Annotated in this window: 25 protein-coding genes; 10 read left to right on the plus strand and 15 right to left on the minus strand. The window is 62.9% G+C overall.

Annotation, left to right across the window (positions count from 1 at the left end):
* The first annotated feature begins 146 nt into the window (after nucleotides 1–146).
* The 4 genes from ABVN19_RS05770 (at nucleotide 147) to ABVN19_RS05785 (ending at nucleotide 2,468) form a co-directional block, all read left to right on the plus strand.
* A complete protein-coding gene (locus ABVN19_RS05770) occupies nucleotides 147–464 on the plus strand; it encodes a hypothetical protein (protein ID WP_028941569.1) in 318 nt (105 codons plus the stop codon).
* On the plus strand, nucleotides 445–978 hold the full coding sequence (locus ABVN19_RS05775; RefSeq protein ID WP_105641806.1) for an endonuclease/exonuclease/phosphatase family protein: 534 nt from the start codon (nucleotides 445–447) through the stop codon (nucleotides 976–978). Before ABVN19_RS05770 ends, ABVN19_RS05775 begins: the two co-directional genes overlap by 20 nt.
* Nucleotides 975–1,316, plus strand: coding sequence for a hypothetical protein (locus ABVN19_RS05780; RefSeq protein ID WP_028941571.1), 342 nt, complete (start codon nucleotides 975–977; stop codon nucleotides 1,314–1,316). Before ABVN19_RS05775 ends, ABVN19_RS05780 begins: the two co-directional genes overlap by 4 nt.
* A 72-nt stretch (nucleotides 1,317–1,388) precedes the next feature.
* Complete coding sequence (locus tag ABVN19_RS05785) at nucleotides 1,389–2,468, plus strand: DUF1615 domain-containing protein (protein ID WP_036989290.1); 1,080 nt, start codon at nucleotides 1,389–1,391, stop codon at nucleotides 2,466–2,468.
* 186 nt (nucleotides 2,469–2,654) lie between these two features.
* Here the strand turns inward: ABVN19_RS05785 and ABVN19_RS05790 are convergent, their stop codons facing one another.
* From ABVN19_RS05790 to ABVN19_RS05825, 8 genes are read right to left on the minus strand one after another with little or no spacing between them, the layout of a single operon-like run.
* Nucleotides 2,655–3,563: a zinc ABC transporter substrate-binding protein gene (locus ABVN19_RS05790; protein ID WP_028941573.1), complete on the minus strand. Its 909-nt coding sequence runs from the start codon at nucleotides 3,561–3,563 to the stop codon at nucleotides 2,655–2,657.
* A complete protein-coding gene (locus ABVN19_RS05795) occupies nucleotides 3,560–4,459 on the minus strand; it encodes a metal ABC transporter permease (protein ID WP_028941574.1) in 900 nt (299 codons plus the stop codon). Before ABVN19_RS05795 ends, ABVN19_RS05790 begins: the two co-directional genes overlap by 4 nt.
* On the minus strand, nucleotides 4,459–5,208 hold the full coding sequence (locus tag ABVN19_RS05800; RefSeq protein WP_028941575.1) for a metal ABC transporter ATP-binding protein: 750 nt from the start codon (nucleotides 5,206–5,208) through the stop codon (nucleotides 4,459–4,461). The genes ABVN19_RS05795 and ABVN19_RS05800 overlap by 1 nt, the downstream gene beginning before the upstream one ends.
* Nucleotides 5,205–6,122: a metal ABC transporter substrate-binding protein gene (locus tag ABVN19_RS05805; protein WP_028941576.1), complete on the minus strand. Its 918-nt coding sequence runs from the start codon at nucleotides 6,120–6,122 to the stop codon at nucleotides 5,205–5,207. Before ABVN19_RS05805 ends, ABVN19_RS05800 begins: the two co-directional genes overlap by 4 nt.
* Before the next feature lie 14 nt (nucleotides 6,123–6,136).
* The gene (locus tag ABVN19_RS05810) at nucleotides 6,137–6,706 is read right to left on the minus strand and encodes a DUF6162 family protein (protein ID WP_028941577.1); all 570 of its coding nucleotides are present in this window, start codon (nucleotides 6,704–6,706) and stop codon (nucleotides 6,137–6,139) included.
* Nucleotides 6,703–7,026: a hypothetical protein gene (locus ABVN19_RS05815; RefSeq protein ID WP_028941578.1), complete on the minus strand. Its 324-nt coding sequence runs from the start codon at nucleotides 7,024–7,026 to the stop codon at nucleotides 6,703–6,705. The genes ABVN19_RS05810 and ABVN19_RS05815 overlap by 4 nt, the downstream gene beginning before the upstream one ends.
* Nucleotides 7,026–7,562 (minus strand): hypothetical protein, encoded by a 537-nt coding sequence (locus ABVN19_RS05820; RefSeq protein ID WP_028941579.1) that lies wholly within the window; start codon nucleotides 7,560–7,562, stop codon nucleotides 7,026–7,028. Before ABVN19_RS05820 ends, ABVN19_RS05815 begins: the two co-directional genes overlap by 1 nt.
* Complete coding sequence (locus ABVN19_RS05825; protein ID WP_028941580.1) at nucleotides 7,559–8,755, minus strand: PepSY domain-containing protein; 1,197 nt, start codon at nucleotides 8,753–8,755, stop codon at nucleotides 7,559–7,561. Before ABVN19_RS05825 ends, ABVN19_RS05820 begins: the two co-directional genes overlap by 4 nt.
* Before the next feature lie 469 nt (nucleotides 8,756–9,224).
* On the opposite strand from ABVN19_RS05825, the gene ABVN19_RS05830 reads away from it, so the two are divergent.
* Together ABVN19_RS05830 and ABVN19_RS05835 are read left to right on the plus strand one after the other, a co-directional pair.
* Nucleotides 9,225–9,698: an STN domain-containing protein gene (locus ABVN19_RS05830; RefSeq protein ID WP_158259228.1), complete on the plus strand. Its 474-nt coding sequence runs from the start codon at nucleotides 9,225–9,227 to the stop codon at nucleotides 9,696–9,698.
* Nucleotides 9,699–9,798: 100 nt separating this feature from the next.
* Nucleotides 9,799–10,239 carry a hypothetical protein gene (locus ABVN19_RS05835; RefSeq protein WP_105641804.1) on the plus strand — a complete coding sequence of 147 codons (441 nt, stop codon included), beginning with the start codon at nucleotides 9,799–9,801 and terminating at the stop codon, nucleotides 10,237–10,239.
* 56 nt (nucleotides 10,240–10,295) lie between these two features.
* Here ABVN19_RS05835 and ABVN19_RS05840 read toward each other — a convergent pair whose 3' ends face one another.
* The gene (locus ABVN19_RS05840; protein WP_146117321.1) at nucleotides 10,296–10,487 is read right to left on the minus strand and encodes a hypothetical protein; all 192 of its coding nucleotides are present in this window, start codon (nucleotides 10,485–10,487) and stop codon (nucleotides 10,296–10,298) included.
* A gap of 15 nt (nucleotides 10,488–10,502) precedes the next feature.
* On the opposite strand from ABVN19_RS05840, the gene ABVN19_RS05845 reads away from it, so the two are divergent.
* Nucleotides 10,503–10,952, plus strand: coding sequence for a hypothetical protein (locus ABVN19_RS05845; RefSeq protein WP_105641803.1), 450 nt, complete (start codon nucleotides 10,503–10,505; stop codon nucleotides 10,950–10,952).
* Between the two features lie 2 nt (nucleotides 10,953–10,954).
* Here ABVN19_RS05845 and pbpG read toward each other — a convergent pair whose 3' ends face one another.
* Nucleotides 10,955–11,878: a D-alanyl-D-alanine endopeptidase gene (gene pbpG, locus ABVN19_RS05850; protein WP_028941584.1), complete on the minus strand. Its 924-nt coding sequence runs from the start codon at nucleotides 11,876–11,878 to the stop codon at nucleotides 10,955–10,957.
* A 253-nt stretch (nucleotides 11,879–12,131) separates the two neighbouring features.
* On the opposite strand from pbpG, the gene ABVN19_RS05855 reads away from it, so the two are divergent.
* Nucleotides 12,132–12,593, plus strand: a complete 462-nt coding sequence (locus ABVN19_RS05855) for an anti-virulence regulator CigR family protein (protein ID WP_028941642.1) — start codon at nucleotides 12,132–12,134, stop codon at nucleotides 12,591–12,593.
* A 91-nt stretch (nucleotides 12,594–12,684) separates the two neighbouring features.
* Here the strand turns inward: ABVN19_RS05855 and ABVN19_RS05860 are convergent, their stop codons facing one another.
* Nucleotides 12,685–12,867 carry a hypothetical protein gene (locus ABVN19_RS05860; RefSeq protein ID WP_028941643.1) on the minus strand — a complete coding sequence of 61 codons (183 nt, stop codon included), beginning with the start codon at nucleotides 12,865–12,867 and terminating at the stop codon, nucleotides 12,685–12,687.
* A gap of 99 nt (nucleotides 12,868–12,966) precedes the next feature.
* Nucleotides 12,967–13,350 carry a hypothetical protein gene (locus ABVN19_RS05865; RefSeq protein ID WP_105641802.1) on the minus strand — a complete coding sequence of 128 codons (384 nt, stop codon included), beginning with the start codon at nucleotides 13,348–13,350 and terminating at the stop codon, nucleotides 12,967–12,969.
* Between the two features lie 158 nt (nucleotides 13,351–13,508).
* On the opposite strand from ABVN19_RS05865, the gene ABVN19_RS05870 reads away from it, so the two are divergent.
* Nucleotides 13,509–14,330, plus strand: coding sequence for a shikimate 5-dehydrogenase (locus ABVN19_RS05870; RefSeq protein WP_105641801.1), 822 nt, complete (start codon nucleotides 13,509–13,511; stop codon nucleotides 14,328–14,330).
* Between the two features lie 129 nt (nucleotides 14,331–14,459).
* On the opposite strand, the gene ABVN19_RS05875 is transcribed toward ABVN19_RS05870, so the two are convergent.
* Together ABVN19_RS05875 and sstT are read right to left on the minus strand one after the other, a co-directional pair.
* The gene (locus ABVN19_RS05875; protein WP_028941646.1) at nucleotides 14,460–15,101 is read right to left on the minus strand and encodes a DUF480 domain-containing protein; all 642 of its coding nucleotides are present in this window, start codon (nucleotides 15,099–15,101) and stop codon (nucleotides 14,460–14,462) included.
* A gap of 96 nt (nucleotides 15,102–15,197) precedes the next feature.
* Nucleotides 15,198–16,409: a serine/threonine transporter SstT gene (sstT, locus tag ABVN19_RS05880; protein WP_028941647.1), complete on the minus strand. Its 1,212-nt coding sequence runs from the start codon at nucleotides 16,407–16,409 to the stop codon at nucleotides 15,198–15,200.
* Between the two features lie 217 nt (nucleotides 16,410–16,626).
* Here sstT and ABVN19_RS05885 point away from each other — a divergent pair, with 217 nt between their 5' ends.
* Nucleotides 16,627–17,778, plus strand: coding sequence for an MFS transporter (locus tag ABVN19_RS05885; protein ID WP_105641800.1), 1,152 nt, complete (start codon nucleotides 16,627–16,629; stop codon nucleotides 17,776–17,778).
* Here ABVN19_RS05885 and nhaR read toward each other — a convergent pair.
* Complete coding sequence (gene nhaR / locus ABVN19_RS05890; protein WP_028941649.1) at nucleotides 17,768–18,664, minus strand: transcriptional activator NhaR; 897 nt, start codon at nucleotides 18,662–18,664, stop codon at nucleotides 17,768–17,770. The two genes, ABVN19_RS05885 and nhaR, sit on opposite strands and share 11 nt — an antisense overlap.
* Nucleotides 18,665–18,720: the final 56 nt, after the last annotated feature.

An 18,720-nucleotide genomic window follows, 5' to 3' on the forward strand; every position in this document is an offset into this window, starting at 1 on the left:
CGACACTACATTGACCATTTGTTGATTGCCGGGCTGCCTGCCGACTCCTTGGCAACGCAGCTTGATTTTATTATTGGAGAGATTGTCGAGTTGCTCGTTCGCTCGCCGGAGGAGGCACCCCCACCAGCGCGTATCTGGCCAGCCGGATGTCTTCGCTGTTCATGCGCAGCAGTAACCAGACGCTGCAGGCGGGGTATGCCAGCGCCTTCACCCGCCTGCTCCAGCGGCTTTGCAACGAGCAGCGTGTGATCCTCGCCATTGCCCGCGCACCGCGGGCTCCAAGCCTGGCGGTGCTGCTTTCGCTCTACCCTATCCATCATGCCTTGTTGATGAATGGACTGCGCAGCCAGGAAGGGCCCCATACGCTCGACGCGTTTGACGCGCTGCGCATGTTGCAGATCATCGTTGGGGGCGGCCATTGGGCCCTGGCATGCCCATATACGTTTGAATGGAGCGGTACGTGACTACCATCACGCCAGGCTCGGCGAGCGTGACGATGGCATACAGATCGATATTGGCCGTGGCAGTCGGGGCGGTGCCCCGATAGCCCTGAGCGTGGCCACCTGGAACCTGCAGGGCGGAGCGCAAACTACCGACTACAAATGGCGCACACGCGTACCTCAGCTCGCCCGGGAACACGATGTGGTGGTATTGCAGGAGGCCGGGGTGGCGCCGTTCTCCGTTTTGCATCTGGAGCAGATGCGCGTAGACGACCCGTTCGGCCAGCCGCATGACGTCAACCACTATCGTTGGTCTGGAGGCACTGCAAGCCGTCCGGAGGGCTACCAGCTGTTCTTTCTCGACGTTCAACGTTTGCGGGTGAACCTTGCCATCGTGGTGGCGGAGCGGGCGGGCCTGAGTATCCAGTCGGCGCTGGTCATTGCCGATGGTGTACCGCGTGATCCCCTGGCGCCCCCATCCGACCTGTACTGGGGCTGCGTCTGCGTTTACAGGGGCTGGTCGAGGACATTGTGGTGACTAACCTGCATGCCATTTCCGGTGGTGGAGCCAACGCGCCGAGGCTGTTGCGCGAAGTCAGCTGGCATGTCAGTGCCCCCTACGTCATGTTGGGAGACTTCAAACGTGACCCGCGGGTGTCCGATCCCCAGCACGCAGACCGCGGGAACTGGGTGTCGCCTCCCGACATCGCCCAAGTGGTTCCGGCCAATGGAAGCACCCACCCCAGCACTGCCCCGCAAAACATGCTCGACTACGCCGTCAGCAACGGTACGCTCGCGCCGTTGACGCCGGGCAGGGTCGGGGTTGCCGGACCGTCCGATCACTTGCCGGTCTCTTACAACTTCTACCTCCAATAACTGGCGCTTGATTGCAGTCGGTCCTGGCCCTCGCTACTGTGCTGCTGATCAATCACCAGGCGAGGGCGGTACATGCGGTTCAGTGGAGGGTTGTTGGCGATTGCTGTGTTGCTGACGGTGCAGGGTTGCGTCACCCAGCGCGAGGCACCGGAAGGCGACCCAGCGAAGGTGCGGGCGCAGATTCTGCGGCTGTTGCCTGCATCCACCAAGGACCGGGAGGGTTGGGCCCGGGATATCCAGACGGCCTTCACCACACAGAAGATCACCCCCAGCCGCTCCAACCTGTGCGCGGTGCTGGCGGTGACCGAGCAGGAGTCGACCTTCCAGGCCGACCCGCAAGTACCAGGGCTTGGCCGCATTGCCCGCCAGGAAATCGACCGGCGCGCGGCCAGCTTGCATATCCCGCAGATGCTGGTGAACGCGGCGTTGCAGACGCGTTCGCCCAATGGCCAGACGTACAGCCAGCGGTTGAGCGTGGTGCGCAGCGAGAAGCAACTCAGTGCGATCTTCGATGACCTGATCGGTACGGTGCCGCTGGGGCGGACGCTGCTGGGGGATTTGAATCCGGTGCATACCGGTGGGCCGATGCAGGTGAGTATCGATTTTGCCGAGCGTAATGCGCAGGGGTATCCCTACAGTCATTCGGGGACGATTCGACAGGAGGTGTTCAGCCGTCGCGGCGGGATGTATTTCGGTATCGCTCATTTGTTGGGGTATCCCAGTCATTACGAGCGGCAGCTGTACCGATTCGCCGACTTCAACGCTGGGTGGTATGCCAGTCGCAATGCGGCGTTCCAGAGCGCCTTGAGCCGGGCCAGTGGGGTGACCTTGGCGCTGGACGGGGACTTGATTGCACCGGGGGCGATTTTTCCGGGCACTACCGAGAAGGCGGCGCGGCGGTTGGGGGAGCAGCTTGGTTTGCGTAACCCGAGTATCCGCAGTCAGCTGGAGAAGGGCGATAGCCTGGCGTTCGAGGAGACCCGGCTGTATAGCGGAGTGTATGCGTTGGCTGAAGGGAAGGCGGGCAAGACGCTGCCGCGCGCGCAGCTGCCAGGGATCGAGTTGAAGAGCCCGAAGATTACCCGCAAGTTGACCACGGCCTGGTTTGCCAATCGGGTGGACGAGCGCTATGAGCGGTGCATGAAGCGTTAACCAAGTGAAAGCACCGTCTGAACCACGACCGCTGCGCGCTCGATCGCAGGCTGTCGCCAGCGGCTACATCGGCAATTTGTAGTCGCTGCCGAGGAACGAGGCTGCGATCGACTGCGCAGCGGTCGCCAAGAGGCAGCGGCCAATGCGAAGTAACTGTGGGATTGCTATCGCGGGGCAAGCCCGCTCCTACCGCAAGGCGGCTACCACTTGGTCAACACTGGCCTTCAATCCCGCCAGGGTGTCCTGCGGGTCGGTGTCGATCACCAGCAGCTTCGCGCCGCTCGTGGTGATCACTTCCGTCACTTCCTTGCTCGGTTGTTTGTGGTGCAGCACCAGCGCCACGTCCTGGCCTTTGAGTTCATCGCCCAAGCGTTTGAGCGCGGCAGCGTCCCACTGGTCGTCCGCCACCCGCGGGTGGTCGATCAGATCCAGGTTCAGGCCGCTGATCAGGTAGTCCAGGCGGTCCGAGAGGTTGACCACGCTGAGGTTGTCGGCCTCGGCCAGGCGCGATTCGCTGCCGGCACTCAGTTCCAGCAACTGGCGCTTGAGGTTGGCAAGGTTGGCCTGGATCTTCGGTTGATCGCTTGGGCTCAAGCGTCCCAGGTCGTTGGCCAGTACGTCGGCCATGCGTCCTAGGTTGGTCGGGTTCAGCCAGGGGTAGGCGGCAAAGGCGTTGCTGCCCTGTACGGCAATCCCTGGCAAGGCGCCGTCTACCGGGCGGGCGGCGTCGATTTCGATAATGCGGATGTTGCTGCGGCGGGCCATCGGGTACAGCGGGTCATCGCCCCAGATCGAGCGCAGGGCAATCACTGCATCGGCATGGCTTGCGGCTTTTTGCAGGCTGGCGCCACCCCGGCCGCTGAAGTACGACGATTGACGCGAAGCTGGAATGTTTGCCGGTGCCGCGCGCTGCAGTTTGACGGCGGTACCGTCGAGCAGGGCGGTCGCCAGGGCGTGGGTGACGGGTAGCGAGGCCAGGACGGTGGTCGTGGTGGCCTGTTGCTGAGGGGCCGTCGGGGTGTTCTGGGCCTGGCCCAGGGAGGGCAGGCCGGCGAGTGCCAGGGCCAGGCACAGATGTTGGAGCTTGAAGGTCATGCCGGGTTTCCTTGCAGGCGTGGAACAAGGCCGCGTGCCAGTGCGGCGAGTGCGAAAAAGGCACCAGAGACGAGGATGATCGCCGCGCCCGAAGGCACCGGCAGGTCGAACACGATCGGCAGCAGGATACCGATCAGGGTGCTCAGGGTGGCGATCAGTACCGACGCCCAGAAAAAGCCCTTGAGCGACTGGCTGACCAACCGCGCCGCCGCCGCCGGGATCACCAGCAGGGCGCCCACCAGGATCGCCCCGATCACCTTCACCGCCGCCACGGTCACCAGGGTCACCAGCACCACGAACAAGTAATCCAGGCTCTTCACGGCGACGCCGCGCACTGCTGCCAGTTGCGGATTGAAGCTGGCCAGGATGATGCGGTTGTACAACGGCAGGGCCAGGGCCAGCACCAGGCTGCCGACAATGCCGAGCACCAGCAGGTCCTGGGGATTGACGGTGAGCACCGAGCCAAACAGTACGTTCTCGAGAATGTGAACGTTGATCTTGCCGGCCAGCATCAGCAACAGGCTCGCACCCAGCGCCAGGGACACTGACAGGAACACGCCGATCAGTGTGTCGGGCGACAGCCCTGTGCGATTGCGCAGGAAGTTGAGCAAGATGCCAAACAGCAGGCAGTAGCCGAACAGGCTGCCGTAGGGCCCGGTGTAGGGCTCGCCCAGCAGGATGCCGATGGCTACGCCGGTGAGCGCCGCGTGGCCCACCGCCTCGGAGAAGAAGGCAAAGCGCTTGACCACTACCAGCGTGCCCAGGCCGCCCAGCACCGGGCCGATCATCAGGCCCGCGAGCAGGGCGTTGACCACAAAACCGTAGGCCAGGGCTTCGGGCAAGTAGCCTGCGTTGGCCCACGCCTGGATCAGCAGGCGGAATTCTTCGTAGTTCATCAGGCGATGCTCTCGCTGCGCGGATGGATGGAGAACAGGCTGAGCAGGCGCTCAGGCGTCAGGGCCTGCTTGGGCGGGGCGTCGAAGAGCACCCGGCGACTCAGGCCCGTCACCCGGTCGGCCAAACGCGTGACCGCCTGCAGGTCGTGCTCGATCCACAGCACGGTGGTGCCGGCGGCGCGCCAGTCCAGCAACAGACGCTCGAACACCTGGATGCCGGCTTCGTCCAGCGCCGACATCGGCTCATCCAGCACCAGCAGTTGCGGTGCCGGAATCAAGCCCTGGGCCAGCAGCACGCGCTGGCGCTCACCACCGGAAAGGGCGCCCATGCGCCGCTTGCGCTTGTCGAGCATGCCGACCCGCTCAAGTGCCGCGTCGATGGCGGGCGCCACCTTGCGCGACAGGCCGAGAAAGGCGGGACGGCGCTGACACATGGCAGCCATGAAATCGTCCACGGTCATTGGCAGGCCGCGGTCGAACTCCAGGGCCTGGGGCACATAGCCGATGATCTGTGCGTCGCTTGGCCAGGTCAGGGTCAACTGGCCCTGGTGCGGCATCTGCCCCAGCAGGGTCTTGATCAGCGAGCTCTTGCCGCCGCCGTTCGGGCCCACCAGTGCATGCACGCTGCCGGCGGCGACCTTGAAGCTGACCTGGTCGAGAATCCGCGTGCGGCCCAGGGTCAAGTCGATACCGGCAAATTCGATGTCCGGCCCGCAAGGCAGGCTGACGACGGTTTCGGCCACGGTCATGCCTTGGACTCCTTGATCGCACGCACCACAGTGTCGAGGTTGCGCTTCATCTCCACCTCGTACTTTTCCTTGCTGTACTCACCGTAGGAGATATGGGTCAGCGGATAGATCATCACCCCCGACTCGCGCTGGATGGTCTCGACATAGGCCGAGGGAAAGTCCATCTCCGAGAAGATCACTTTCACGTCCAGGGCCTTGAGCTGGTCGATGGTCTTTTTCAACTGGCTGGGGCTTGGCTCGATGCCGTGGGCAGGCTCGACCACGGCGGTCACTTCCAGGCCGAATTCGCGCACCAGGTAGTCGTAGGCGGCGTGGATAGTGGCCACGCGGAACTCCGCGCCCGGCGCCTCGGTGACCTGGGCCAGGGCGTCGGCGCGCAACTTGCGCAGGCGCTTGGCGTAGGCACGGGCGTTCTGGCTGTAGTACTTGGCGTTGTCCGGATCGAGCTTGCCCAGCTCCCGGGCGATGTTATTGACCTGGGCGATGCTGGCGCTGATCGACAGGAAGGTATGCGGGTTCACCACTTTGCCTGCACCACGTGCAGCCACACCGGTGGCGGCCAGCAGCGGTACGTTGGTGTTGGACTCGATCACGGTGATCTGCGGTTTTTCACTGGCGGCGATCATGCGGTCGGCGAAGTCATCGTGGCCGATGCCGTTGAGCACTACCACATCGAGGCTGCCGATGCGCTTGATGTCCTCGGCCCGTGGCTCGTAGGCGTGGGGGTTGAAGCCTGCCGGAATCAGCGGCACCACCTCGGCCTTGTCGCCGACAATGTTGCTCACGTAGCTGTAGTAGGGGTGCAGTGTGATGCCGATACGCAGCGGCTTGCCGTTGTCGGCCAGGGCCAGGGTTGGCAGGGCGCAGGCGATCAACAGGCTCAGAACACGGCGGGCGAGGGCGGAGCGAAGCATGGGGCGTCCTTGTATCAGTGGCGATGCTGGCGGGTGACACCGGCGTCGTAGTGGGCGGCGATCTGCTGCCAGCCGGCGGCGATCAGGGCAGCGGGGGTGAAGTCGCCAGGGGCACTGGCGCCCGCCTTGCGCTGCAGCCAGATGTCGGCGGCGCCGTCATGGGCGCTGGGCACCAGCAGCAGGAAGCTGCCGGCCACGCTCGGTGACTGGCTCAGGCCCAGGTAGGCCTGGTCGCCCAGCACCTGCCATTGATGCTCGCCACGGCTGGCGCTACTGGCATCGGTCACGAACGGCGGGAAGCCTTCCTCGGCCAGCACGGCCACCTCGACCAGTGCCGGTTGGTCTTCGCGCAGCAGCTGGATTTCCTCGAAGGCCACCCGCAGGTCGGCATACACCCCTTGTTCGGCAGCGTTGAGGTCGCGGCGGGCATCGAGTTGATGGGCCTCGATGCTGACCTCGTCGTGGTTTTCGCCGCGCAGCGCCACCACCCCGGCGGCCATGGCCAGGATGAACAGGCTCACCAGCAGCACATAAAGGGTTTCATGCCCGGCACCGGCGGGGCGCACTACCTGGACCCGGCTCATGGCTCACCGATATCGGCGTAGTCAATTTCCACTACGTGGCCTGGGCCTGCGTCGAACAGCACGTACCATTCACCTTCCGGGCGCTTGAAGGTCAGCTTGGAGTTGTCGCCAAGCTTGCCGGGCACAAGGATCTCTTCGTTGTAGCCGATCACATCCAGGGTCACCCCTGGCGCGCCGCTGCCGTCAGAGAAGCCACCGGTGCATTCGATCTGCTCGCCGTCGATGGGCTTGCACTCGCACATCGGGTTGTGGGCCAGGGCCGGGCCGGCGGTGCCGAGCAACAGCAGGGGCACAAGCAGCCTGCGGGCGGTAAACGTCATTACTTGCCTCCTTGTTTGTTCAGCCAGGCCACGGTAGCCGGCGAGGCCTTGGCCAGGGGGATGGAGCCCTGCTGCATGCTGCCGTCCCAGCCTTCGAGGGTGATCCAGATCTCGGCGTCCGGGCGCGTCTTGGCCGGTACCGGCAGGCCGGTGCTCATGCGGTAGGGCGGGCCGAAGAAGATGGTGCCGGCAGCGCGCAGGCTTCGCGGCTTGCCGATGCGCAGGTAGACGGCCTTGACCTCGGGAATGCAGGTTTGGCACAGCGCCAGGTTGAACGTCTTGAAGTAACCGGCGGGGCCGTCCTGGCGCGGGGCTTCGTCGCGCATTTCGGCCAGCTTCACACTCCAGCGCCCTACCTGCACATCACCCAGTTCGCGCTCACCCAGGCCGCTGTCTCCGCGAAACAGCGCGGCATCGGCAAAGTACTTGGGCATGAAGCCCAACGGGATCAGCAACAACAGGATATTCAAGTGAAAACGCCACTTGTGCCACCAACGGCTCAACGGGCTGGCGGTCTCGACGGCTGCCTTGCTCATACGCTGGTCTCCGTGGCGGTCTCGGGGTTGGTGCTAACGGCCTGTTTGCGTGGTGCCCGCTCGCTGCGCTTGAGCGCGGCGGCGGTGGCCTGGGCGGTGCGCTTGGTCCAGATCAGCAAGCCGCTGAGCACCATCAACGACAGCAGCAGGCCGAAGAAGGCCCAGATCAACTTGATGATCAGGCCGCCGAAGTCACCGGTGTGCAACGGGCGCATGGACTCGGTGACGAACTCCAGGGGCGAACGGTCCTCGATCAGGAACTGCGCCTCGATCTTGCTGTTGTACGGGTTGACGTTGACCGTCTGGAACATCAGCGGGTACCAGCCACGGCCACCCAGGTACAGGTGCGAGTAGGCGTTGCCCGGCATCTGGATGAAGCTCACATCCAGGCCGGCAATCTGTGACTTGGCGATGCGCTCGGCTTCATCCAGGTCGATGCGCGGGGCGGGTGCGCCCGATTCGCTGCGCGGCACATCTTCACGGGCAATCACTGGCACCACAGGCTCAGTGGAAATGGTGATGTGGTTGTCGCCCAGGATCGCCTGGATCAGAAACCACGTGCCGGTAATGGAAATGACGGCGATGAACCAGATTGACCACACTCCACTCAAGCGGTGCAGGTCGCCCCAGAAAATTCGCGAGCCGTGGTTGGCCCGTGGCAGCTTGAAAAAGCCTTTCCAGAACTTTTTGTACACCACAAGGCCGGTCACCAGCGACGCCAGCATCGGCAAGCCCAGCAGCGACACCAGGTACCAGCCCCAGCTGTAGCCATTGGTGAAGGGCACCAGCCACCAGCCGTGCAGGGCGCGGGTGAAACCCTCGAAGTTGAACGACGGGCTCTTGCCTTGGATCGCCCCGGTATAGGGGTTGACGTAGAGCGTCGGTGCGCTGCCGTCGGGGTAGGTCACCGCCGCAGTCAGCGCAAAGTGCGAGCCGTCGGGCTGGCTGATAAAGCGCACGGCCATCTCCGGTTCGGCCTTTTGCATGGCATCGAGCACTTGCTGGAAGCTGAGGCGTTCGGCATCGGGGCTTGGCTTGGTGGCGCGTACGTCCGGGTTGGCAAGCCAAACGATCTCCTGGCTGACCACGGCCAATGTGCCGGTAAAACACACGATCAGCACGAAAAACCAGATCGGCAGCGCGAGCCAGCTATGGACCAGGAACCAGATTTTTGAGCGTGACTTTTTCGACATGAGCCTGTCTTTTGTAGGTGAACGGTGGGCAGCCGATCTCGTCAGATAAGTTGCCCGTCTCTATAAGGACGGATGAGCAGGGCGAAACCCGTCTGCTTATTTTGAAGAAAATGTATCTAATTCTTACTAAGGCTCTCCTTCAAGGGCAGCCCGTCGCAAATCTTCTCAATCTGTCATCCATTCCAGTGGGGCAGTCCATGGCCCACGTGCCCAGGACGCTCCCCTGCGGCTGCCGAAAAGCCCCGCCGATGCAGCCCTTTCGCAAATTGATCGAAAAAGTTATCCGGTTTGGATTCACGGCTTCGTCGAATTGGAAACGCGTAATTAAAACATAATCATTCTTGTTTATGCATGGGTTGTCATGGGGCTTGCCGCACGTCGTTTGCGTTCACGGATGTCGCCGTTTTGCCGGAGGGCGCGCTCCCGTTCCGCATCCTGGGTGCTGTTGGGCGTAGTGGGTTTTGCCCCGATGGCCGAAGCTGCATCGGTAACCGTCAGCATTCCGGCCCAGAGCCTGGTCGGCGCCTTGCGCGCATTTGCTGAGCAGTCGGGCGTGCAGGTGCTGTACGAGCCAAGCCTGGTGGAAGGCAAGCGTGCAGCAGCGGTGAACGGTGCGATGGAATCCAACGATGCCCTGTCGCGTCTATTGCGCGGCAGCGGCCTGCTTTACCAGGTCGACAACGGTACCGTGCTGTTGCTGGCCCCCCCCCCGACGACGCAGCGTTGGAGCTCGGCACTACCAGCATCACCGGCACCGGGCTGGGGCGACCACGCAAGGCACTGGTGCCTACACCGCAGGGTGTCGATCGGCAAGATGCCCCAGTCGATCAAGGACACCCCGCAGAGCATCCGCGTCATCACCCGGCAACGGATGGAAGACCTGCATCTGACCTCCATGAATGACGTGCTCACCCAGACCTCACTGCCTACCAGGGCAGCATGACCAACTCGCGCTACCTGGCGCGCGGGTTCGAGATCACTAACGTCCGCCTGGATGGCGGCACGCCGGTAGGGGCAGTGCCTTCGCCGGGAAAGACCTAGACATGACCATCTACGACCATGTGGAGATTCTGCGGGGTGCCGATGGCCTGTACTCGGGCAACGGCGAACCGGGCGGCAGCGTCAACCTGGTGCGCAAGCGTCCGACCGCGTTCAGTCAGTTTTCGGTGACCCAGTCCATCGGCAAGAGTATTGATTTCGAAGCCAGCGGACGGATTACCGAGCGCCTGGAGCGTACCTTTGGCTACACCTATAACCATAGCCGCAACGTAGCGACCGCAAGCGGCTCGACCACCGCCACGGCCTTGAGCCTGACGCCCAAGCACCTGGGCAAGGCATTCCTGAGCTACCGCATGCCCGGCGCGCTGGAGAACCTGCGCGTGGGGGTATCACGACCCAGAGTGCGAGCTACGTCTCGGAAGTTAATCTTGACTTCTCCCAGCCGGGTTTTGCGCTGTACAACGCCTTTGCCGACTACCGGCTGAACAATCACTGGAGCGTGGCGCTCAACGGCAACAACCAGACTGACAAGAAGTACTACTCAACCATTGGCAACGCCATGTACGGCAACTTCTACGGTGACCCGCGCAATATTGTATTGATGCTGCGCGGTACTTACTGAGCCGTACCCTGAATAGCCGGAGCGATAGCAGGTCGCCGGCTTGTGCGGGATATCCATTTGCTTCAAGTTTTTGCGAGGGCGGCCGATACGTACGACATCCCAAGTACCCATCAGGAAGATCCCTCCATGGCAGGCATCGGTGCCGTAACGCTCAACGGAAATCCCCTGCAAAGCACCTCTCTGGCCTCCGGTTCGCGGGTTGCGGTCAACGCAGGGCAGCTATCTGCAGAGGCTTCGGACGATAACGTGGTGGTTGATCCGTCCAGCTTTCGCAATTCCAAGGCGCAGGCCAGTGGCGCCAGTGATCCGCGGGCCGACTCGGAGCCTGCCCATGTCAAGCAGTTGCGACACATGATCGAGAAGCTGCATAAGCAGCTGGAAGAACAGCAGAAGCACCTGCAGCAGGTAATGGCCAGCCGGATGGAAGAAACCGCCAAGGCAGCCGCCGTTGCCGCCGCGCAGTCGGCCGTCAGCGCCACCATGGCGGCGCTGGGCGCGGCCACCGCCGCACTGCTCAAGGCCTTGACCGAGAGCGGTGGCGCAAGCTCAGGTTCGCTGGTCAGCACCAGCGCCTGAGGTCAGTCGACTGTCGGGCGGTTTTGGCTGCGTTCGGACTTGTAGCGCATGGCCACTGCCGGCGCCGGCTTGGCGCTGCCGGTTTCCAGCCACTGGCGCATCCGGCTGGCATCGGCGAAGTGGGTGTACTTGCCGAAGGCATCGAGAATCACCATGGCCACCGGGCGGTTGTCCATCTTGGTCAACAGCACCAGGCAGTGGCCGGCTTCATTGGTGAAGCCGGTCTTGGTCAGCTTGATGTCCCAGTTGCTCTTGTTGACCAGATGGTCGGTGTTGCGAAAGCCCAGGGTGTAGTTGGGCTTGCGGAACGCCACCGTTTTCTCGGGGGTGCTGCTCAGTTCGCTGAGCATCGGGTAATTGCGCGCGGCCAGCAGCAGCTTGCCCAGGTCTCGGGCTGTGGACACGTTGCTGTGCGACAACCCGGTGGGCTCGACATAACGGGTCTGGCTCATGCCCAGGGCCTTGGCCTTGGCGTTCATTGCCTTGATAAAGGCGCTATAACCGCCTGGGTAGTTGTGGGCCAGGGTAGAAGCTGCGCGGTTTTCCGACGACATCAGGGTGATCAGCAGCATGTCCTTGCGGTTCAGTTGGCTACCCAGCCGTACGCGCGAATACACACCTTTCATTTCCTTGTTCTGGGCGATGGTAACCGTGAGCATTTCATCCATGTTCTGCTTGGCGTCGAGCACCACCATGCCGGTCATCAGCTTGGTCACCGAGGCAATCGGTACCACCCGGTCGGGGTTGTTGGCGTAGAGCACCTTGTTGGTCTGCAGATCGATCAACAACGCCGCGCCGGAAGCCAGATGCAACTTGGCAGGATCGCGTTGCACCTGGGCGGGGGGTTGCGCAGCAGCGGCCGTGGGGACAGTCGCGGTACCCGTGAGCAACAGCAGCAGGCTTAGAATCGAAAGGGAAGTTTTCACGTTGAGGCTCACTAAAAGTTGTTATGTCGTTGGCTGTGCAAGGGTTTTCCCCCAAAAAAACCGCTGCATTCTGGAGTATGGCCGAGTTGCTGTCGATTGCCCTGTATCTGCTGGGGCAAATATGAAAAAGATTTAATCCCGTACCCGTTCTTTGGGCACGAAGGGTGCGTCTTCAGTGGCGTGCAGGATGAACTTTCCAGGCGGGCGTCGTCTACATTGCAGAGGGTATTTCCCCCTTTACGAGAGTACGGATATGTTCAGATCCAAGACATTCATCGCAGCGCTGACCAGCCTGGCGTTGGCCGCAACTTCTGTGGGTGCGCTGGCCGATCCGGGCAATGGTCAAGGCAACGGCAAGGGCAATTCACAGAAATCTCATAACCCTGGCAACCAGGGCGGCGCGGGGAAATCCAAGGGCTCGGATCACGGCGATTGGAGCTATGGGCCCAGCATCAATCGTGGTGATGTGTTCAACATTCTGACGGACTACCACGACTATTGGAGCCCGGGTTCGGCGCTGCCTCCAGGAATCCAGAAGAACCTGGCCAGAGGAAAGCCACTGCCCCCCGGCATTGCTAAAAAACTGGACGGCAGGCTATTGGGCAGGCTTCCGCACTACGATGGCTATGAATGGCAGCAGGCTGGCACGGACCTGATCCTGGTGGCAATTGCCACCGGCATCATTTACGAAGTGCTCACGGGGGCCCTGGATTGAGTCTCCCGGAGATGTCGCGTGCATAAAAAGCCCCGCCAAATGGCGGGGCAAGGGGCTGTGCGGAGCAACGCACGATAAAAGTGCCTGGGCCTCAGGCGCGCATGCCGGGGTACTGCAGGCGACTGGCAAGGGCCTGGGCATCGGTCAGGGAGGTCAGCGGGCCGGACACCGCCTCACCTTCGCGGACCAAGTACCAGCAGGCCAGCAGGCCCAGCTCCCTTAGCGAGGCAGGGACGGCGCTGCCGATGACGGACATGATGCTGATAGGGGCCATGGGTGTTCTCCTGCGATTCATGGGCCTACCTTACGTCGTGAAGTGAGCCGGTTGAAATCAACCGGCTCGATAGTGTTCATCACTGTCATCGACCCGGCCTTACCAGCGCGGCGGTCCGTAGTAGACCGGCGGCGGGCCGTAGTAGACCGGCGGCGGGCCGTAGTAGCGTTCGCGGTAATAGGGTGGCGGCGGCGGTGCATAGCGCTCGACCACCGGGTACGGTTGGTAGTACACCGGCGGGGGAACCTGGTAATACACCGGTGGTGGGCTGTAGTAGACCGGCTGGCGCTCAATGTAGACCGTGCGGTCGCGCCCGCCATAGAGCGTCGAACCAACCACGGCGCCGACCACCGCCGCGCCAATCAGCGGGGCTGGGCCGTACCAGCCACGACCTCCACCGCCACCCCCACCATGGGCGGCGACCTGCGCGCTGGCAGCCAGGGCGCCGACCAGCAGGGCGATTGACGGCAGATGACGGTTCATCGCGAATTCCTCACAGAGCCACCCACGTGGGGATACCTCTATAAGACTGCGGGAACCGAGCGTTGCACAGTGCGTCTGAGTAAAGGTTTTGTAAGCGCCGATCAACGGTAGACGCGAGCGCTGTGCATAATGCCGACTCGAACGCAAAGGAGTTTCAAATGGCCCACGTTCCCGGTAAAGACACCGTGTTGTGCATCTCCCTGGCCGGTCGCCCCGGCAGTTTCGGGGTGCGTTTTCACAACCACTTGTATGAGCAACTGGGCCTGGATTTCTATTACAAGGCCATGACCACCCAGGACTTGCCCGCGGCGGTGAGTGGCATTCGCGCGCTGGGGATTCGTGGATGTGGCGTGTCGATGCCGTACAAGGAAGCCTGTATGGCCCTGGTCGATGAGATCGACCCTTCGGCCGCGGCGATCGACTCGATCAATACCATTGTCAACGACGGTGGAAGGCTCAAGGCCTACAACACCGACTACCTGGCCGTGCGCCAGTTGCTTGAATTGCACCGGGTCGATCCGAACACGGCGTTTGCCTTGCGCGGCAGTGGCGGCATGGCCAAGGCGGTGGCCAGCGCCTTGCGGGATGCCGGCTTTACCCAGGGTACTATCGTGGCCCGCAATGAACAGGCGGGACGGCAGTTGGCGGATAGCTGTGGCTATCGCTGGCAGGCAGACCTGGGAGACCTGTGCCCGCCGATGCTGGTGAATGTCACGCCCATTGGCATGGCTGGCGGGGTGGAGGCCGAGCATCTTGCGTTCAGCCTCGAGGCGATTGCGGCGGCGCAGCTGGTGTTCGATGTGGTGGCGATGCCGGCGCGCACACCGTTTATTATCGAGGCTGAACGCCAGGGAAGGGCAGTGATCACTGGGCTTGAGGTGATTGCCTTGCAGGCGCTGGAGCAGTTTGTGCTGTACACCGGGGTCAGGCCGACGCCGGAACAGGTGAAGCTGGCAGTGGCGTTTGCCAGGTTGGGTTGAAACTACGGCCGCTTCGCAGCCGATCGCAGGCTGGCGCCAGCGGCTACACGGACATGGCCTGCACGCTGTAGCCGCTGCCGAGGAACGAGGCTGCGATCGACTGCGCAGCGGTCGTCAGGCAGACGCCAGTTATTCCAGCTGGGCCAGGCGTTCTTCCAGGGCGGCAATACGTGCTTCCAGGGCCTCGATTCGCTCCAGCGACACTGCACCGCCACTGCGTTCCGGTCCTTGTTGGCGCGCTGCCAGAATCGCTTCGATCTCGGCCGGATCACCCAGGGCGTGGGTGTAGCGATCTTCCCGTTGCCCGGCCTGGCGCGGCAGGTGCAAGGCAAAGCCGCGGGCGATCAGTCGCTCCAGCTGGTGTACCACCTGCTCGGCGTCCTCGAATTCATGCATGCGACTGCTGCGGGTCAGCAGTTCGTTCACCGTCTGCGGGCCGCGCAAAAACATCAGGCCCAGCAGGGTGACCTGGGCGGGTACCAGCTCCAGGGCCTTGTCTACACGATGTTCCCAGCGGTCGGCACGGCTGCCCATCTGCAAACGGGTCAACCCCTGGCCCTCAAGGGCGCGCAGGGCCTGGCCGACCTGGCCCTGGCTCAGGTTCGTCACCGGTTCGCGGCTGGTCTTCTGGTTGCAGGCCAGCACCAGGGCGTTCAAAGTCAGGGGGTAGGTTTCGGGGCTGGTGGCCTGTTTCTCGATCAGCGAGCCGAGGACGCGGATCTCGGTGCTGTTGAAACGGGCTTCGGAAGGGGATTCGTTTTCGTCGGACATGACCCTGTCTCTTTGCGAAGTAAGGCCTCTAGCCTAGGTGCGCGACAGGGTAAAACACAAGCAGCCGGTGCAGGACGCACCGGCTGCGGGTCAGGCTCAGGCAGTGTGACGGTCGTTGGCCATGCAGGCCGCCGCGGTGAACAGTACGTCGGTGGAGGAGTTCAGCGCGGTTTCCGCCGAATCCTGCAGCACACCGATTATGAAGCCCACGGCCACCACTTGCATGGCGATTTCACTGGGAATGCCGAACAGGCTGCACGCCAGCGGAATCAGCAGCAGCGAACCACCAGCCACGCCCGAAGCACCACAGGCGCACACGGCTGCAACGACGCTGAGCAAGATGGCGGTGGGGATGTCGACGGCAATGCCGAGGGTGTGTACCGCTGCCAGGGTGAGGACGGTGATGGTCGTGGCAGCGCCGGCCATGTTGATGGTTGCGCCCAGCGGGATCGACACCGAGTAGGTGTCTTCGTGCAGGCCGAGTTTTTCGCTCAGGGCCAGGTTGACCGGAATGTTGGCGGCGGAGCTGCGGGTAAAGAAGGCGGTGATGCCGCTTTCACGCAGGCACAGCAGCACCAGCGGGTAGGGGTTGCGGCGGATCTTCCAGAACACGATCAGTGGGTTGACCACCAGCGCCACGAACAGCATGCAGCCGATCAGCACGGCCAACAGGTGCAGGTAGCCGAGCAGGGCGTTCAGGCCCGCTTGGGCCAGGGTCGATGAGACCAGGCCGAAAATACCCAGCGGCGCGAAGCGGATCACCACACGCACGATCAGGGTCACACCATTGGACAGGTCTTCGACTACGGTGCGGGTGGTTTGCCCAGCGTGACGTATCGCCACGCCTAGGCCGATTGCCCAGGCCAGGATACCGATGAAGTTGGCGTTCATCAGGGCGTTGACCGGGTTGTCGACCACGCTCAGCAGCAGGCGCTGCAGCACGTCGGCGATACCGCCAGGAGCACTGAGGGCAACGTCCGAGGTGCTCAGCGTCAGGTTCGACGGGAAGGCCATGCTGGCGATGACGGCGACCACGGCCGCGGCGAACGTGCCGAGCAGGTACAGCACCAGGATCGGGCGAATGTGGGTTTCGGTGCCGTGCTTATGGTTGGCGATGGAGGCCATGACCAGGATGAACACCAGGATGGGTGCAACAGCCTTCAGGGCAGAGACAAATACCTTGCCGACGAAGCCCAGGGTCAGGGCGACTTCGGGGTCATACAGGGCCAGGGCGATACCGGCCACCAGGCCGATCATGATCTGTACCACCAGACTGGTACGGCTCAACAGCTTTAGAACGGGTGTCATGTCGGGTGTTTCTCGGTCTTGTAAGAGGGCTCCAAGCCCGTCGCGACGCCGAAAATGCAGGGGCGCCAGGCGTTCAGGGCCGTGAAAGGGGCGCGACTTTAGCACAGCAGCCACTTTTGGTGACGGCCCTGTGTCAGACGGTCGCGCGGCGGGTGTAGTATGCGCGCCCCCTCGAAACGGCCGCGGGCCGTGGATGTTTAGAACTTCTGGAGTGTAGATGTTACTGCCGATTCTGTTGCTGGCTGCCGCAGGCTTCACCGTGTTGACCACTGAGTTCGTGATTGTCGGCCTGTTGCCGGGCATTGCGCGGGACCTGGCTGTGAGCATTCCCCAGGCCGGCCTGCTGGTCACGCTGTTTGCGTTTACCGTGGCCTGCTTCGGGCCGTTCCTCACGGCCTGGTGCGCGCGCCTTGAGCGCAAGCGCCTGTTTGTCGGCATTTTGCTGTTGTTCGCCGGTTGCAATGCCTTGGCAGCACTGGCGCCCAACATCTATGTGATGGGCCTGGCGCGGTTGCTGCCAGCGCTGGGCTTGCCGGTGTTCTGGTCGCTGGCCAGTGAAACGGCAGTGGATATTGTCGGCCCGGCCTATGCCGGCCGGGCCATCGCGAAAATCAGCTTTGGCGTCGTGTGTGCCACGGTATTCGGTATTCCAGTCGGTACTTTGATAGGCGACGCCCTGGGCTGGCGCGCGGCATTTGCCCTGCTTGCGGTACTGGCCCTGGCCAAGGCGCTGCTGCTGCACTTCTATTTGCCGCGCACCCCACGGCATAACCAGGTCACTTCGTTGCGCGGTCAGTTCGGATTGCTGCGCAGTGGTCTGCTGCAAGGGCATGTGCTGCTCTCGGTGCTGGTGTTCAGCGGCATGTTTACCGCCTACACCTACCTGGCCGACATTCTCGAACGCCTGGCGGGCTTCGACGGGGCGCGGGTCGGTTGGTACTTGATGGGCTTCGGTGCCGTGGGCCTGATTGGCAACAGCCTGGGCGGCCGCGCTGTGGATCGCCACCCCTTGCTGGCGTCGGCAGGCTTTTGCGCGGTGATGCTTGTGGGTTTGATTGCCCTGGTGCCGAGCATTCATTCCACTTACGGCCTGATCGTGGCGCTGGCGATTTGGGGGGCTGCGCAGGCGGCGTTGTTCCTGGTCAGCCATGTGCGGGTGATCAAGGCTGCGCCGCAGGCACCGGCCTTTGCCGCTTCGCTGAATATCGCCGGGGCCAACCTGGGTATCGGCCTGGGGGCCGTGATGGGTGGCCGGGTGATCGACAGCCTGGGTCTGGCCAGTCTCGGTTATTCCGCCGCCTTGCTGATTGGCCTGTCGGTGCTGCTGGCGCTGGCGCTGGGCCTGGCGCGGGTGCGCACTACCAGTTGAACAGCTGGCGCCGGGCGCCTTCGGTGATGGCGATGATGCCGGGGTGCTTGACCTTGCGCTCTACCGAGATGGCGTAGAACGACTCGATCACGGCGTCAGTCTGGCCGATCAGTTCGACGCCGTACTGATTGCACACCTCATCGGCAATCACGCTGGGGCCGATGAAAATCCCACTGCCGGATTGGCCGAAGGCCTGCATCAAGGCGCTGTCATCGAACTCGCCGACAATTCTGGGCTGCAGTTGTTGTTCGGCGAACCAGCGCAGCAGGCGGCTGCGCACCACGGTTTCCTGGCCGGGAATCAGTAACGGTGCGTTCTGCAGGCAGGCCGGAAAGTCCTCGCCGAGGCTGGCGGCCAGGCTAGGGGTGGCAAAAAAACTGATGCCGCATTCGCCCAGTTTCTGGCTGTAGCCCTTGATGTCCAGATGGCTGGGCATGGGGCTGTCGGAAATTACCAGGTCCAGGCGCTGGATCGCCAGGTCCGCCAGCAGGCGTTCGAGTTTGTCTTCGCGGCAGCTCAGGCGCAGGGCGTCTTCCATGTCCATGGTCGGTGCCAGCAGGCGGTAGACGATCGACTTGGGCACCACATCGGCCACCCCGACCCGGAACAGGATCTGTTGCTCATCCGGGCGTGCCCGCAGCATGGCCTCAAGCTCACCGCCAATCTGGAACATTTGCTCGGCGTAGGTCAGGGTCTGGCGGCCGCTTTCGGTCAGTTCCAGTTGCCGGCCGACCCGGCGAAACAGCTCGATGCCGTAGGTTTGCTCCAGCAGGCTGATCTGCCCGCTGATGGTCTGGGGCGTCAGGTTCAGTTGCTCGCCGGCGCGCACGATGCTGCCGGTGCGAGCGACCACCCAGAAGTAGTGCAGCTGTCGATAATTGAGCATGCCGAGTCCGGATTCGTAAAAACCGAAGTATAACTGCCGAAAATACGAATTTTCCT

The sequence above is a fragment of the Pseudomonas vranovensis genome, from assembly GCF_040438935.1.
GTDB classification, from domain to species: domain Bacteria; phylum Pseudomonadota; class Gammaproteobacteria; order Pseudomonadales; family Pseudomonadaceae; genus Aquipseudomonas; species Aquipseudomonas vranovensis.